At 38.2% G+C, this 16,329-nt stretch carries 18 protein-coding genes; 12 read left to right on the top strand and 6 right to left on the bottom strand.

The window, feature by feature from the left end; all coding sequences use genetic code 11:
* Positions 1 to 72 precede the first annotated feature (72 nt).
* From VSQ62_RS06985 to VSQ62_RS06930, 12 genes are all read left to right on the top strand, one after another.
* Positions 73 to 747: a response regulator transcription factor gene (locus VSQ62_RS06985; RefSeq protein ID WP_334633958.1), complete on the top strand. Its 675-nt coding sequence runs from the start codon at positions 73 to 75 to the stop codon at positions 745 to 747.
* A complete protein-coding gene (locus VSQ62_RS06980; RefSeq protein WP_334633956.1) occupies positions 735 to 2,018 on the top strand; it encodes a HAMP domain-containing sensor histidine kinase in 1,284 nt (427 codons plus the stop codon). The genes VSQ62_RS06985 and VSQ62_RS06980 overlap by 13 nt, the downstream gene beginning before the upstream one ends.
* A 156-nt stretch (positions 2,019 to 2,174) precedes the next feature.
* The gene (locus VSQ62_RS06975) at positions 2,175 to 2,615 is read left to right on the top strand and encodes a helix-turn-helix domain-containing protein (protein ID WP_334633954.1); all 441 of its coding nucleotides are present in this window, start codon (positions 2,175 to 2,177) and stop codon (positions 2,613 to 2,615) included.
* Between the two features lie 33 nt (positions 2,616 to 2,648).
* Complete coding sequence (locus VSQ62_RS06970; RefSeq protein WP_334633953.1) at positions 2,649 to 3,377, top strand: DUF3239 domain-containing protein; 729 nt, start codon at positions 2,649 to 2,651, stop codon at positions 3,375 to 3,377.
* Positions 3,378 to 3,615: 238 nt separating this feature from the next.
* Positions 3,616 to 4,110, top strand: coding sequence for a hypothetical protein (locus VSQ62_RS06965; protein WP_334633952.1), 495 nt, complete (start codon positions 3,616 to 3,618; stop codon positions 4,108 to 4,110).
* A gap of 76 nt (positions 4,111 to 4,186) precedes the next feature.
* Positions 4,187 to 5,224, top strand: a complete 1,038-nt coding sequence (locus tag VSQ62_RS06960; protein WP_334633951.1) for a hypothetical protein — start codon at positions 4,187 to 4,189, stop codon at positions 5,222 to 5,224.
* 3 nt (positions 5,225 to 5,227) lie between these two features.
* Positions 5,228 to 6,487, top strand: coding sequence for a hypothetical protein (locus tag VSQ62_RS06955; RefSeq protein ID WP_334633950.1), 1,260 nt, complete (start codon positions 5,228 to 5,230; stop codon positions 6,485 to 6,487).
* Positions 6,488 to 6,493: 6 nt separating this feature from the next.
* On the top strand, positions 6,494 to 7,357 hold the full coding sequence (locus VSQ62_RS06950) for an ABC transporter ATP-binding protein (protein ID WP_334633949.1): 864 nt from the start codon (positions 6,494 to 6,496) through the stop codon (positions 7,355 to 7,357).
* Positions 7,358 to 7,425: 68 nt separating this feature from the next.
* Positions 7,426 to 8,667: an ABC-2 transporter permease family protein gene (locus VSQ62_RS06945; protein WP_334633947.1), complete on the top strand. Its 1,242-nt coding sequence runs from the start codon at positions 7,426 to 7,428 to the stop codon at positions 8,665 to 8,667.
* Complete coding sequence (locus VSQ62_RS06940) at positions 8,643 to 10,652, top strand: DUF5050 domain-containing protein (protein ID WP_334633946.1); 2,010 nt, start codon at positions 8,643 to 8,645, stop codon at positions 10,650 to 10,652. The genes VSQ62_RS06945 and VSQ62_RS06940 overlap by 25 nt, the downstream gene beginning before the upstream one ends.
* 82 nt (positions 10,653 to 10,734) lie before the next feature.
* On the top strand, positions 10,735 to 11,541 hold the full coding sequence (locus VSQ62_RS06935; RefSeq protein WP_334633945.1) for an N-acetylmuramoyl-L-alanine amidase: 807 nt from the start codon (positions 10,735 to 10,737) through the stop codon (positions 11,539 to 11,541).
* Positions 11,538 to 11,672 (top strand): hypothetical protein, encoded by a 135-nt coding sequence (locus tag VSQ62_RS06930; protein ID WP_334633944.1) that lies wholly within the window; start codon positions 11,538 to 11,540, stop codon positions 11,670 to 11,672. The genes VSQ62_RS06935 and VSQ62_RS06930 overlap by 4 nt, the downstream gene beginning before the upstream one ends.
* A gap of 235 nt (positions 11,673 to 11,907) precedes the next feature.
* On the opposite strand, the gene VSQ62_RS06925 is transcribed toward VSQ62_RS06930, so the two are convergent.
* The 6 genes from VSQ62_RS06925 to VSQ62_RS06900 form a co-directional block, all read right to left on the bottom strand.
* On the bottom strand, positions 11,908 to 12,339 hold the full coding sequence (locus VSQ62_RS06925) for a PDDEXK nuclease domain-containing protein (protein ID WP_502957722.1): 432 nt from the start codon (positions 12,337 to 12,339) through the stop codon (positions 11,908 to 11,910).
* A gap of 209 nt (positions 12,340 to 12,548) precedes the next feature.
* Positions 12,549 to 13,250 carry a PDDEXK nuclease domain-containing protein gene (locus tag VSQ62_RS06920; protein ID WP_334633943.1) on the bottom strand — a complete coding sequence of 234 codons (702 nt, stop codon included), beginning with the start codon at positions 13,248 to 13,250 and terminating at the stop codon, positions 12,549 to 12,551.
* 23 nt (positions 13,251 to 13,273) lie between these two features.
* The gene (locus VSQ62_RS06915) at positions 13,274 to 14,191 is read right to left on the bottom strand and encodes a hypothetical protein (protein WP_334633942.1); all 918 of its coding nucleotides are present in this window, start codon (positions 14,189 to 14,191) and stop codon (positions 13,274 to 13,276) included.
* A complete protein-coding gene (locus VSQ62_RS06910; protein WP_334633941.1) occupies positions 14,192 to 14,647 on the bottom strand; it encodes a hypothetical protein in 456 nt (151 codons plus the stop codon).
* An 88-nt stretch (positions 14,648 to 14,735) separates the two neighbouring features.
* Positions 14,736 to 15,002, bottom strand: coding sequence for a GHKL domain-containing protein (locus VSQ62_RS06905; RefSeq protein WP_334637590.1), 267 nt, complete (start codon positions 15,000 to 15,002; stop codon positions 14,736 to 14,738).
* Between the two features lie 45 nt (positions 15,003 to 15,047).
* Positions 15,048 to 16,232 carry a LytR/AlgR family response regulator transcription factor gene (locus VSQ62_RS06900; protein WP_334637589.1) on the bottom strand — a complete coding sequence of 395 codons (1,185 nt, stop codon included), beginning with the start codon at positions 16,230 to 16,232 and terminating at the stop codon, positions 15,048 to 15,050.
* Between the last annotated feature and the right edge of the window lie 97 nt (positions 16,233 to 16,329).

The following is a 16,329-nucleotide window of genomic DNA, read 5'->3' as shown; positions in this document are numbered from 1 at the left end:
GAAAAAAAGTAGGAACTTGACCACTTTTTGACTTTTAAGCTTTATAATATTTTGGATTAGGAGGTTTTTGCTATGGCATATAAGATACTCATTGTTGATGATGAAAAAATGCTGACTGAATTATTATCAAGCCACTTGCAGGATTGTGGATATGAGACTTTCGTATCGGAAGATGCGGAGCAGGCAATAGCAATGTTGAATATATATCCAGATTTAATTTTGCTTGACATCAACATGCCCGAAATGGACGGATTAGAACTATGCAAGATTATCCGTAATAATGTTACCTGCCCTATTTTGTTTTTGACAGCTCGGATTACAGAACAGGACAAAGTAAACGGTTTGCAGGTCGGCGGCGATGACTACATAACCAAACCTTTTAGTTTACAAGAATTGACCGCAAGGGTGGCGGCTCACCTGCGGAGGGATGAGAGAAGCAAGTGTACTCCTAAAATCGTATCTTCACAAGGCTTAATTGTAAATCTTGCTGAACGCAAAATTTTTTATGGAGAAAGGTCGCTGAACTTATCAAATCGTGAATTTGATATTGTCGAGTTTCTGATGAGTAACGCTAACCAGATATTTGATAAAGAACGGATATACGAAGCCGTATGGGGCTTTAATGCTGAGGGCGACAGCAATGTTATTAAAGAGCATATCCGAAAAATCAGAAATAAACTGACTGAAGCTACGGGCAAGGAATATATAGAAACAGTTTGGGGGATGGGATATAAATGGAAAAAATGAAGAAAGTAAAATCTGTTAAAAGTGCATTTATCTGGACGGTTGCCATTACAATGATAATTGTTTTTACATCCTCTGCTTTGACAATTTATATCTGTTACCATGTGCAGAAGAATATCCTCCCCGATTCACAGGAAATTTGGCTGCATACACAGACTATTATGGCAGATGGGACGGTATCTGAGGCAAAGCAAAGATTGATACTTGATGAACCTTCTAAAGTGTCTATACTTACCCCCGCTAAATCGGAAGAAGAAAAGTTGGGGGATACAGAATTTACAATAGAGAGAATAGAATCCAGCTTCTCCACACTCCGCCCAAAACAACAGTTACTATATAGAGCAATAAGCATTTCTATGGTAGGGCTTCCTTTTATCTATTCAGTTATAGGAATCATGTTATGTGCATGGTGGTTTTATAGGAAAAAGCTATCGCCGCCAATTCAGATTCTTGCAGATGCAACAAAGCATATAAAGGGTCAAGACCTTGATTTTACAGTTGCTTATAACAGTAACGATGAATTAGGCAGGCTCTGCACAGCTTTTGAAGAAATGCGGCAAGCTTTGTATGATAACAACCGACAGCTATGGAATATGATTGAGCAGCGGAAAATTTTACAGGCATCAGTGGCACATGACCTCAGAAATCCGATTGCGATTATAGAGGGCTATGTCGAATATATGCAGCAATGCTTTACAAATGGAAGTCTGAATGATGAGAAATTGCAGCATACACTATCCAACCTTGCGATAACCTCAAAACGACTTGAGCGTTATACAGATTATATTCGTGATTTGAATATCATTGAAGAAACCGAAACAAAGTATTCTGTCGTTCAGCTACCAGATTTTTTGAAAAATGCTACAGAAAGCCTTTCACTTATTGCAGGACAGCATAGCCTGGAGATTGAATATCATTCTACAGTATCCGAATGTCAAGTAAAATTAGATGAGCAACTATTTTACCGTATTGTTGAGAATATCTTTTCTAATGCCATTCGGTATGCTAATAGCAAAGTGAGTTTCCTATACACATTTATTGATGATGTACTTACTATAACCATTACAGACGACGGCAAAGGATTTTCAAAGGCAATGCTCCGCAAAAAGAATACCTTTCTTTATTCTGAGGATAAAACGGGTGAACATATGGGACTGGGATTGGCTACAAGCCGTGTCCTTAGCCAGAAACACGGCGGATGTTTAGAACTTTCAAATGTTACTCCGAGTGGAGCTTCTGTAACAATTAAACTTGCAGTCCACAAAATGAGTTGATATTTTTATTTCTGCGAGCAATGAGTCAAGTGCCGTGCTTAAAGCCAACCATGGAGGATTTGCATAAATCCAATGCAGCGTTTAACATTTCAACGGAGCGTTTCTTGAATATGGTGTTTCTTGTGATATTATAAAATCGGAAAGAAGGTGAAAATATTGAACGTTCAAAAAACAGGCAGTCTGATTGCTGCTATCAGGAAAGAACAAAATCGCACGCAGCAGGATTTAGCGAATGAATTGGGAGTATCAAGTGCAGCTGTTTCAAAATGGGAACGAGGTATCGGATTTCCAGATGTATCTCTTATTGAACCATTAGCTGCATCCCTGGGGATTTCCATAGCAGAATTATTCAAGGGCAAAAGAACAGAAAACAACGTTGCTAACGAATATGAAAGTCTGTTGTCAGATGTTGTAAAAGTATCAGCAAATGAAATAACCAAGAAGAAAAAAATAACGAATTGGATGATTGCTATTACTGTTGCTGTTCTTTATTTGATGATTTCTGTAATATCACACAAGTGGGAAATAACCTGGGTGGTCTGGATTGTATATTGTTTTTATCGGATTTTTACTGAATATATCTATAAAAAATATTAGGAATCTACAGAAATGTAAGAAACGGAGGAAAAAATGGTCGATTATTCACAATTTGAGGCAAGTGTAAAATCCGGCATCCATGCAGATGTGAGCCGGATACGGCAAAAGGATGAAATAATAAAAGCCGTCGTCAAAAAGCGGAGAAGCTCTGCGATAATCTGCGTGTGTTTCCTATGTATGTCAGGAATTTCTTTGTTTAAAAGCTGGATTCCCGCCGTTATCTGTTTCCTTCTTGCATTGTTTTTCCTATGGCGGGCTGTCGGAAAATTTTCTGACGAGTATTTACGGGAAATGTACGAGGAGGGGCTTTTGGTTCCCGGCATGATCGTGAAAATGGAACCCCTTACTATCATGGCAATCGCAAACATGACCGCGCGGGATGGTGCGGCAACCGTAAATGGGTGCTACTGTCTGGAGGTAAAGGAGCTTGACGGGGCGCAAAAAATTCTATTTGAAAAAATCCCCTGCTCCTGTTTTTTCTGCTATGAGGGCGGCGATTACCATTCTTCCTTCCAGCCCCATCCTCTCTATTGGGGAACGGCAGATCAGCAGTCTGTTCAAGAAGCGCTAAGACAGGTGGAGGAAGACAACAAAGAAAATACCCGAGATGAATGGGAAGTGCTCAAGGAGGTTGCGCGGCAGTTCCCTGATTTGGGAAACGGAAATTTGATTTTATTGGATGAAAATTACGTTCCCTTCGGTAAAAAGAACTACATGGACAGCAACTATAAGCCCCTCAATGAAGAAGCTGACACCAAGTAATATGTTCCATTTAGGGAAACGCTGATGAAAGCGTTTCCCTCGTCGCAAATTCGGGATTGATGGATGAGATAAACCATATGAGGAATGCAAAAATGATGACGATTTGGTCTTGTATCTTTCAAAGAATTTGTGAGATGACAACTTCCCATTTGACATATTGGAAAATCAAAATATGATACCTTTGCCTTAATCTTTAATAAGGTGTACTGAGATTATTTATTTTTCGGAAGAAACGTAGATGGAACGAAAAAATAAAATTTTGAAAACAGTTTCAGTTGTTCTATTGTTATGCAGTTTTGCTGTACCAATGTATAATATTTTTCCTAATGGGCTGATAGTCAATCAGGATTCATGGTTTTTTACTGAAACTTTTAAAATACTTTTTCAAGAGGGGGTAGGAGCATTTAATTATCTTGGTGTTGTATTTCATCTGGCTGTATGGATTCCCGCTATCATACTATGTATCGGTTCTTTTGCACAGATGGACAAGATTGTTCGCTTTTCGGCAGGTATCGGCATTGTCCTTCTTTTGATAGGTCTTCTGCTTGCTGTTGTTTTGACAAATGAAATAAAATTGATCCATCCGATTGTTGGATACATTTGTATTGGATACTGGATTGACTTAATTTTATTCCCATTTATTGAGCAACATAAATACATAAAGAGTAAGACACATAATACGCAGAACCAGCAGGCTTGTGAGAAATCACAGTTTGTTGGTTTTTTTATGTAATTTTCTATTCCTTGACCGCATTTTGACATTTGGTTTTTATAATTGAAATACACCAAATATGACAGGAGGATAAACAATGCGAAAACGAATATTATCATTAGTTATGATTTGCGGCTTGCTATTCACTACGACAGCTTGCGGAAATTATAACATAGAGGACGGGAAAGCTCCCCCGCAAAACACGGAAGAAAATCCATTCACAAAATCAGAGGAAGATGGCTCTTTAGGTTTTCTCAGCCACGAGGAAGTGAGTCCCACCAGAGCTGATGACCAAAGTGTTTTACCGTATGAGTATAACGGCGGAGAATTTATCTTGGACTATCAGTTTGTATCAGAGGGAAAATTGGATAACATAGGCTTCCTGCTCTTTTTGGACGGAAAGCCGCAGGCATACAAGGTGAATGATACGAGGGCGGAATATGAGTATCTCCATTGTTTCCAAACATCAGAAAAACACGAAGAAAAATTTTCGTTTGTGTTTACACCGAACACGGGAAAAAAAGGTGATACCCTAAATATTTCAATCATGAGCATTACCAATCCCGCTTTCCAACCCGATATGAAAGAAACATCAAGTTACGGCTGGTATCACCAACACCTTGAAAGAGTGCTGAAACTGCATTTTAATGAGGATGCTCCAGACAGCGATATCTTTTATGGAGAAAGTGAAAATATTTTTCGTGATGTCAGCGTTGCAGAAGAAAAAATCACTTCCTCTTTTATTGAAAATGAGCTTGTGAAAAACGGTTGGGATGGAATTACTATGGATACATTGGATAGCGGCGTTTATTCGACTATTTCCTATGATGGCGAATTAGTGTATGACAATATCAATCTTACCAATAAAGATACGCTTACAGTACGTTACACGATTTGCGGAACGCCGGGTACAAGGTATGGCATATCATTCTTCTTAAATCATAAGCCCATATCGTTTGATAAAGTGATTTCATACGATGCAACATTAAGCAAAGGAAATGTGTGGATAATTGAAGCCATCATAGACCCCTCTAAATTAGATGACTTCAATACTTTCTATGCGGTAGCTGTTGCTACAAGCAATGATTGTTCTACAAATAAGACAGGCTCAATTCTGCTTTATAAGGAGGGCTGAAAAATGAAAACGAGATTTATGTGCATTATGCTTATACTTGCTTTTGCTCTTAATCTGTCAGCTTGTGGTAATAGTCAGGAAAATGTGAATCGTTCTGAAAACGAAAGCTCCATAGATGCACCACAATCCGAAGAAGATAACACATCGGAAAAAACAGGAAGCGGAAGCAGCGACAATAATAAGTCCAACCCACAGAATAGTGATACAGATAAAAGTACTATGGATGTTGGCACAGTGAATGGCTCGGCTTTCTCTGGAAAGGTCAGCGGCTGTTATTATGCTGATGGCAATCGGATTATTGTTGCAGCAGATAAGCTCTATCTTTATGATACTGGGAAAAGAGAGACTATAGCAAGTGCGGATATTTTTTTGAATGAGTTATGTGTGCAGCCTTATTCGGACGGATATTTCATTGTCGGTGAAGAAAATGACAGCGGCAGCACGGGTTCGTTTGCAACGGCACAAAGCAGTAATAGAATAAAAGGATACCTATTAAATAAGGATTTTGTTGTTGTGAATACGATTTCCTTTAGTGGGCTGCTAAATGATGATTTTGTCCTCCAAATGGCGAGTGTCGCCATTTCACAGGACGGAAAACAAATCGCTTTCGGCGGATTACAAGGACTTTACCTCTATGATACTTCTTCCCAAAAGGTACGTACCATTCTGAGCTATTCCGAAAATGGCAGGGCAAATAATATGGAGATTGTAACGATGGATAGTCTTGCATTTACGGGAGATAAAACTTTAACTTATGTAGGCATGGGAATAAGCTCTAATGGCGGGGATGGAGTCTCTGTTTATGGAACAGTATTTACAGACAATGCAAGTCTTAGTATTACAAAAAAAGCCGACTATGAAGTGAATGTTGAAGAAGTTCAAAAGGGAGGGAATATACTTGCCATGCCCCAGAGCTTTAACAAAAATAATGGGACGCTGTTAATGCTTGATACTGCATCTAATACAGAAAAAAAGATTACATTCTCAAGCAGCAGCGAAGGAAAGGACGGGGTTTTCTGCTCTGAGCAAGGTAAATATGTTGCTACTTCCATTTTGAGAGAGGCAAGCGTAACAATTAATATTTATGACACAGTATCGGGAAAAGTTATCCATACTGAAACGGTCAAGGACAACAACGGTACTTACTTCCAGCGTGTCCCGCAGATTTTAATTTTGGATGAATCCGACGCCTGTATCGTTGTGCTTGGGCGAGGTATTGGCGAGGTAAGCACCTTGATAACAACATTTGGCTTTAAGGGGTAATAATCTATGAAAGTATCATTTCAGAATGTTTCAAAACAGTATAAAGGTAAATATGCCCTAAAGAATTTTACCACTGAACTCTCGGAGGGCGTCTATGGACTTTTAGGGGCTAACGGCGCAGGAAAAACAACGCTGATAAATATATTTGTCGGCATTTTGGGCAGCGATAATGGAACTGTTTTGATAGACGGTCAAGATGCAAAAAAAATGGGCAAAGACTTTTTATCAAAAATCGGATATATGCCGCAATACCCTATCTTCTATCGGGATTTTACGGTAATAGATTTCCTGTTATATATGTGTGCATTAAAAGGAATCCCTGCGGAACAAGGAATAGAACGAGCTTTTAAGCTTCTGGGCATTGTCAACCTTTTAGATGCGAAAGATAAAAAGATTGGCGCTCTTTCTGGTGGTATGCGGCAGAGAGTCGGCATTGTCCAGGCAATGTTAGGCGACCCTAAAATCCTTATTTTAGACGAGCCTACGGCAGGACTTGACCCAAGTGAACGCATCCGCTTTCGCAATTTGATTTCACAGTTTGCACAGGGACGGACGATTTTGCTGGCTACCCATATCGTTTCTGATGTCGAGTGTATTGCAAAAGAGATTATTATTCTCAAAGAAGGCACTTTGATTACGCAAGGAACTACCGACGTATTAGAACAGAGTATCTATGGTAAAGTGTGGGAAGTGACAACAAACGCCAAAGAGGCTGCCTGTCTTAGCAACAAATATTATGTCAGTAATATGAAGCAGCAGGGCGAAAATTTTTCAGTAAGGATTGTAAGCGATAGTTCGCCCGCAACAAACGCAGTAAAAGCTTCCCCTAACTTGGAAGATGTATTTTTATATTATTTCCGCGGGCAATGAGTCAAGTGCCGTGCTCGCACGAGCATTTGACGAATGCCGCGAGAGTCGAAAGACATTGGAGAGAAAAAATGACACGCTTAATCAGATATGAATTTTACAAATTGTTTTGCAAGCGGTCAATACTTGTTGTACTTATTCTGTTCAGCGTAATAAACCTGTTCAAAATAAATAATGAATTTCATTCCTATTCCTACTTGGCAGACGGGAAAGACAGCCGCAGTTGGAACAGCGTGTATTGGCAGCTCTATGAGAAATATCGCGGTGAGATAACTAACGATAAAATCAACAATCTTCTTGACCTATATCAGCCGTTAGCAGACGCTACGGCTGATATGACGGCAAGCACAGACACAGATGACCCGAATACGATGACGGGAAATATATATAGTGACGAAAACATCTTAGAAAAATACTATGTACAGCCTATGGAATATTTCTATAATTATCGGACCTATGCTTCGAAAGCAGCAAAGAAGGCAAAAGAAAATGCTGCATTTTACAAGGAACAAGGACTTAACTTTGAAGTGCGTAAAAACAGTGTAATTTACAATCTTTATTCTGGACGGAATATACCAGCTTTTGCCTATCAGGAAATGTATAACTATTATTTAAACTATGATTTTTCAAATATATTGGTTTTGTTCCTTTGTTTATACGGAATTATCGGCACTTTCGTCTATGAAAAGGAAACGCAGATGGATATGCTGTTACTGACGAACCCTAATGGCGGTAAAAAAACCGTATTCGCTAAAATTGTTGCAGTTACTTTGTTTGTAATAAGTGTTGTAATATGGTTTTCCGTACTGGATTATCTTGGTTTTTCCTTTTCATTTAGAACAATGGAAGGATATAATCTTCCTCTGTATGCCATCAGCAATTTCAGTACGGCTGCGGTAAACTGCAATTTGTGGCAATATGTAGTTCTATCCGCAATTACAAAAGCAATCGGCATATGGACTATGAGTATGGTATTCCTATTGATTTCCATGTTTTGGCGTAACGCTCTTATCCCATTTGTCGCTGACTTTGGAGCAGCCTTATGTTTGATTATTACAGGTGCGTCACAGAGTTACTCAAGCAATATTTGGCTAAAGATAATAAACCCATATTCGCTGCTCACTAACCGCATTTTGTTCGGTAAGACTGAATTTATCGGTTTTGCGGGCTATCCGATACAAAGTTTTTTGGCAGCTATTATTTTTGCTGTAATATTGGGAATGGCTGTAATAACGGTAATGGTTATACTTTCTAAGAAGAACTGCCATTGCCGGGACAGGAGGATAAAATGTCTGGATTCATGTACGAAATAAAAAAGATAATGCTCCACCAAAAAGGGCTTTGCTATATCGTCCTTGTTCTATTACTTGGCACCATTTGGCTCGTTGCATCAGACAATCCTTATAATAGTGCAATGGAACAGTACAAAAGTGAATATGAATGGTATCTTGAAAAGGTAAATGGATACTGTACTGATGAATCCTCTATCTATCTGGAACAGGAGGCAGAGAGAATTGCAGAAGCCAAGGGGAAGAAAAGCTATCTTTTGGGAAGCTACTATGATGGCAAAATCAGTGAAAGTGAATATAAAAAAGAGAGCCAGGAAATCAAAAATGTTCTGGAACATCAAAATGGATTTGAAGTCATATATCAGCAATATCTCTACATCTGCGAAAATGCCCAAAACCGCTATTTTCTTCAAACGAACGGATGGACGGGGCTTCTTGGCAAAGGTACGCTTAATTTTGTCCTCTTCCTTGGCATTTTGCTCTTGGTTACGCCCGTATTCTGTTCCGAGTATAGCTGCCAGATGGATGCTTTGATTTTGACCGCAAAAGAGGGACGAAAAGGCTCTTTGCATAAGCTGCTCATTGTTATTTCAGGCGTCCTCTTGATGTGCGTAAGCATATCGCTCATTGAATACGGATTTTACAGCCTCAAATATGGACTGCCTAATGGGAATTATCCCATCCAAAGCCTTAGTTACTTTGCAGGCAGCAACAAAAGCATAACTTTATTCGAGGGATATATATATATAGGATTGCTCCGTCTTTTTGGCAGCGTGTTTTTAGCAATGTTTCTTATGTTTATTTCTGTTTTGGCGAAAAAATATGCGGTGACCCTGCTTGCAGGTGCAGTATCGGTCATTATTCCCTATGTGGGTCTATCCAAAACAATTATTTACCGTCTGCCGCTGCCTTTGCCATTTCTGCTCGGAACAGACTTTTTTGCAGGAGATATTGTTTTAAGTGATGCTTTTACAGGTGATGAGAAAATTGTTTTTGCAGAGATTCATACTATTACACTGCTGATTTTGTTTTCAGTATCCGTATTCTTATGTATTTTGGCTGCCGCTTGGATTTTACGGAGCAATTCTAACAAATGGCAAATGAAAACAAGGAAAATGCGGAATGTACCGACTCTTGCTATCATACTTAGTTTTGTATTGACAATGACAGGATGTTCAGATAACGGAAAAATCCAGAATTCTATTTATAATTCATCGGCGGAATATGATTGTATGGGCTATGAAATAACACAGGACGCAGAATCTTTTGATTATTATCTTAAAAATGCTTCCACGGGAGAAATGCTTCATTTAGTACGCTCACCTATGTTTGGGGCGTTTTCTGATGAAGAAAAGGTATGTGCGTTTTGTGTATGTTCACCATATCTATATTATACAACATCGGTTACGGAGAGCTATGTGAACCGTGTCGGAAACTATAACAGCAGTATAACAAAAGTGTCGGTAGTAGAACTTAATTTAGATACTTTTGAGGAAAAAATCGTTTTTGAACAGATTACAAATTCTGGCCGTTCCCTCTTTGGCATTGATTATGAGACGGGTGATAAATGGAAGTTTTTAGAGTTCCATCATGATTTTTTTATAAATAATGACAGCATATTTTTCATTGGCAATGATGGTATAACAGAAGTAAACCGTTTCACGAAAGGCATTACAAAACTTGACGTCCCTACAAGTGGAAATATCTCATTCGATGGAGAAAACATTTTTTACAAAAACGAGCAATCGGTTTTAACAAGGTATCATGTTCTAAGCGGCGAAACTTTTACTTATGAAAAAGTAGTTGCGTATGATTTCTGCATGGATGAGCAGTCGATTTATTATGTCTCCAGAACAGACGGAAATCGTGTATATTCCTGCGACAAGGATGGGAACAACAAAAGATTGATTAGCGATACGCCCGCAATGTCGGTTACTTGTGATGCCGGCAACATTTATATATTAGCAAAAGAAAGCGGGGAGAACATCGTTTTATCAAAAAGTCGTTGAATAATGCCTAATTCTTGACCAGTTTTTGACTTTCCTATGAAACAATATATTTTGGAAAAAGGAATGAGGAACAAATGCGGCAATGGATAAAAAACAACACAGAAAGAGAAAAAAGGTCAAACGGCTTGTGATAGCTTATCTGCTCAGGGCAGTCGTTATACTGATACCAGTAATAATGATAATACTTATGATTTGCGGCTGTCTTTACATATGCGAAAAGTTTACAAAGGAAGATAAAAAAACAGATATATGCACAGATATATATACCAATACATATACAGATACGAACGCTGGCAATGGTACTGCTCCTATTACTTCAACAGCTGACTACGTTTCAAAGTTTTGCGTCATCATAGATGCAGGACATGGCGGAAGTGACGGTGGGACTGTCAGTGGAAAGATTATAGAAAAGGATATTAACCTTTCGGTTGCATTGAAGTTAAAAACGATTCTGGAGGATAACAATATTGAAGTTATTCTGACCAGAAACTCCGATGAGAAGATGAGCCTTGCACAGCGGACTTCTGTTGCAAACGATTCCAATGCAGATTTTTTTATCAGCCTTCATTGCAACTATTATGAAGATGATGCGCAGATAGCAGGTTTGGAATGTTATTACAATAGTCCAGACGCAACGGAAAGCAAAGCATATGCAGAAAGCATAATCCATGCAGTTTCGCTAAGCAATGACGTGAAAACGAGATATGCAAAAACCGAAAACTATTATGTTTTGCGGAATACTCAAATACCTGCTGTTCTGGTGGAAATGGGATTTCTTTCAAATTATTCTGAGAGTCAAAAGCTGTTAAATAACGACTATCAGGAAATCTTGGCGCAGAGAATGGCAGAAGGAATTTTTAACAAGATAAAGGGAGATGAAAACTTATGAAGAATCATTCAAAAGGCAATAACAATAAAAACGAAATAGAACTGTTATTGAGAAAAGCACTTAGAATAAAACAAAAACCCAGCCAAGAACTAAATGACTCTATTATTCGTCAATACGAAAAAAAATATTGAGCAAAGAAAAATTACCCGCCTACTATCGGAAGTGCAAGCAAAAAGTTTTGATTGAGCACAAAATATACAAGTACCAGTCATCAAAGAGCCAGACACTTTAGATGCAAAGCCAATGAACGTGTGAGCAATCATAATTTGTTTTTTACATAACAAACTCATCTCCACCAAATTAAATGATGTGACTCTGTATAATTTTGACTTGTGCCTAAAATTGGCTTACAGCTCGTAAGCCAATTTATTCAGACAACTCGTTCTCTATTTCTTCAACCATCGGCAGGCTGCTCTTAAATCCTTCACGAAGTACTTTCGTCAATTCATATTCCGCAATCCCGATTGGCTGTGAAATATCATCAAGTGCATACTCGGCGACAACATCATCCTTATCCTTGCAGATAAGAATTCCAATCGTTGGATTGTCCTGTTTTGTTTTCATTTGCTTATTGACAGCAGTCACATAAAAATTTAATTTTCCTGCAAATTCTGGCTTAAATTTCTCTGTTTTTAACTCTACGACAACATAGCAATGCAGACGGACATGATAAAAAAGCAAGTCTATATAGAAATCGCTTTTACCGACACGCAAATGTACCTGTCTGCCTAGTACACCGAATAATAAGTAACCAGCCATATAACTTGCCTGATTTTCCATCTGCGTCGTTGTTGTCAATCGGCGTAGCGCCCACTACGCCTCATTCCTCCGCCTTGCATATGAAAAATCATTCTGCGTTATATGGCTAGTACATCATTGCATAATTAACAGTGTATAATGTGCTTGATATCTGCGTCAGATGTGCGTCTACAAGCCGACGGCGTAGCGGGCTACGTCTAGGATTGGAGGCGTGCAGCTGGCACAGATAGCGAGTGCAGAATTCACTGCTAATTACGCAATGCTGTACTAGTACCTAATTCCAATAGAAACTGAGTAATCTGGTTGATAAGAGCCTCTTCTAATTCCTTTTCATCATATTCTTCCCTCAGTGTCAAAAAATCAAAATTGTACGGATTTTTCAATGTCTGTTCTGCTAAATCAGACTGAGGTTCTGGCAGCTTTAACTGAAAATTAGTAACAGCTTTACCCTGTCTACTATATAGACCTCCGTCTATTTGATGCTCCAAGACAGTCCTGCTCCAACCGTTATCCATCGTTTTCTGTATATAGAATAAGGCTTCTTGAATATCTTTACACTTATACATAATTCTCTGGTTATATCCCCACGGGATACCTTTAACCATTTTTTCAATTAGTTCCATTTGGCTTACAGCCTGTAAGCCATTTTCATCGGAGTTGTAAAATTTGTACCAATATCGTATACTTTTCAAATTTTGTACCGAAAATCCTGACATATCAGGAAAAGTTTTCTGCAAATCTTTGCTCATTGTTGTAAGAAAAGCATCGCTCCACTTTGCATTTTTCTGCTTTGCAACGATATCTCTGCCTATATCCCAATACAAATCAAGCAGCTCATAATTTACCTTAACAGAAGCTTTTATTTGGCTATGTTTTATTCTGTCTTTTATATTCGCTATCCATGCCTTATATTCATCATCCACCACAAAGCCGACCTCTCTATTTGCCACTTATATTCCTCCTTCAGTATATCCTATCCAGAGCTTGCGTATTCGTCTCCTAATTTTACCATACACTGATGAATTTTTCCACCTCCGCAAAAGTTAAAGGTGGCATGCTCTACTCTATAGAAGTCTAATCTCGCATCCATTAACATCTGATATATCGGCACCTTCTTAGGGCGTTCATACTTCTCTTTTATTTCTTTCAGTTCACGTTCCTGCGTTATATTTTCTTTTGCCTCCAATTCCTGCATTATATTCCGATCATGCCTTTCCTCGGCTATCTTCTTCAACTCTTCCATCGTTTTTAGTACGCTTGGAGATACTCTGTCAATCATAATCGCATAATTCACACCATCTTCAATATCCTTCGCATACTTTTCAAAAGCCTGGTCTAATGCAGCAAGTTCTTCTTCCATCGTGAGTTTTCTATAGCGTTCTATTCTTCCATTACTCATAAACTCTATCCCGTTAAAGTCATCACCTGTGCTGTTATCTTGTATCCACACTTCCCTGGTGCCGTCATTATATCCATCTACAATCTTATTATACATATGTGTATATGCTTTCATCAAATTCCCGACATGACCGCTAATATCTAAAAAATCCGCTTCTTTTGATTGTAAATCATTATACATCTTCCGCAAATCTTTAGATATAATCTCTGTACTGTCGCATGTCGTTAGTGTATTGACATTAAGATGAGACTGAATGTAATCGTACACTTTCTGCTCTTCTTGCGGCATTGGTATATAATGTAAATTTCCTTTTATATACTCAAGACCCTCTTGCGAAATATGAACCTTATCTTTTGAAACCGGATTCATAAACAGCGTTAACTCATGTAATTTCCCCATGATATTTGAGTTTTTATTATTTCCATTCTGATGGCCATTACATCCTTGGTTCAACTTTGCAAAGATATTATTATAATTCCCATAAACCTTCATTTAGTATCCTTCCTGACTTCTTCCATCAAGTTCATCATATTCTATTTTATATCCTTTATCATTATCATTTACAACTCTGTAACATCCCAGAGGTTCCTCACATTGTTTTTGCCTGAATGTGTCAAAATCTCCATGAATGATAGCTTTTTCTTCCGCCTGTTTTTCATTTATCGGTACATTCTTTATTGCCTCCTGTCTGGTAGTCTTAATCTCAGCGGTGATTTCATCTAATTTCTTTTCCAATAGTTTTATATTCTCTTCCGGCGTCTCTCCATTGCCAGAAGTTCCTTTCATTAACAATAATGAATTTTGTATTGACTGTTTTTCAGCCTCCAAAGCTTCTTGCCTCTTCTCCCTTGCTTTATCCATACTTTCTAAACCTAAGGGTTTCGCTTGCTTGTTATTTTTTACCATCGTCAATGGATTGATATAATTGGGTCTTATATTATTGATCATCGTTGTCTGCCTCCATATTCGTTTATTTTAACTCTCACTTAGCATATCGGATTTAATCTTATTTTTACAAGACCCATTTCGTAAACGGTCATTCCATGTTCGCAAACGGCAGCAAACACAATAATATTGACAGTCTGAAGCAATTTTCACTTGTTTCTATTTCCATTGTTCCTTCATATTTTTCAACAATGTGTTTAATGTTTTCCAAACCAGTTCCATACTCGAATGTATAATTCTCTGGAAGCTTTGTATTCGTTACTTCTGCAATTAAAAAGTGATGCCTTCTACGCACAGCGATTACTATTTCAGGATGAACATTCTTTTCTTTTATACAGGCTTGTATCGCATTGTCAATTGCATTTGCCTTTTTTTGCTTCTTCCAGATATATATACTGCCTCTTTATTTGATCCTGCAGCCTTTTTGTTCTGTCTCTTCTTTGGATAACGTGATAATCTTACTAACTAATTTCAAAATAATAAAAAAAATAGCACATGCTCCCAAAATCCATATCAAAGCCCAAAGATCAGACTGATCCTTAAAAGACTGATTCATCCGCATATCCAGTCCAAGCCCGCTGCGGACTACCCACACAATAAATACACACGGCAGAAGCAGTGCATATAGATAAGATGATATTTTTTGCTGTCCTGTATAGGCATACTTTTTAGCAACAAATTGCAATGTTATAACTAATAATATGGCCAGCGTTCCTGACACAAGCATCTGTATTACGATTCCTATGCACTCTCCAACATTCTGCTTTACCAGCCAGCGCATAGAAATTGTCTGGAATCCCTCCATAAAAGTAGAAAGTGTCAAAACAATCATTGTTGGAGCAATTGCAGCTATCCACTTCAGATTTAACAAAAACCTGCAAAAGCAGACGATAAGCCCCATATGCAGAATCAATCTGGGTACTCCTGCACTATTGCAATACATCATTAAAAATGTAAGCGTATCACTTAACAAAACATATGGTATCATATACTTTTTACCCTGTATCCCGGTAAAACTTTGTATAAAACTAAATTCCGCGGTATAAAGCCAACCATTAATAAATAACCACCAAATATAAAATCCAATGGAAACAATTTGCAACTCTGTTTGTTTACGCCTTGAAACTAATATTCTATCTCCTCTCGAGATGATTGCCGTCCCTTCTTCCCGCCCTATAACATACTTCATATTTATAATATAGCTTCTATGACAGCGGAAGAACCCCCCGTCCAATTCATTCTCCAACATATCCAATGATCCCGGGTAATCGTAAGCGTCTTGCATCGTATGGATGATCACTTGATGGTTAAATACCTCACAATATAAGATATCATGTATATCAATTATTCTCGTTTTTCCTGCCTTCACAAGCGTCAGCATCTTATGATCTATTTGTTCCAATCGGCCTATTGCCCTATCCAACGCCAAATAAAGACGTTCATCTGAGACAGGTTTTATCAAATAATGTACAGCATCCACCTCAAATGCATCCAAAGCATACTTCTCATAAAAAGTAATAAAAATGATACGGCTTTTGCGATAGAGCTGTTTTGCAACCTCAATCCCGCTGATCCCCGGGAGCATCATATCCAAAAGATGTTTCTACTTTTTGATGTAATTCTTCTAATATATATTTTTCATCTTCACATACAGCTATCCTATACATTTCTTTTTCCTTCTTTGC

This window comes from Sporofaciens sp. JLR.KK001 (assembly GCF_036941055.1).
Lineage (GTDB): Bacteria > Bacillota > Clostridia > Lachnospirales > Lachnospiraceae > Sporofaciens.
Note: the sequence above shows the minus strand (reverse complement) of the source record. Positions and strands in the feature narration are given on the sequence as shown.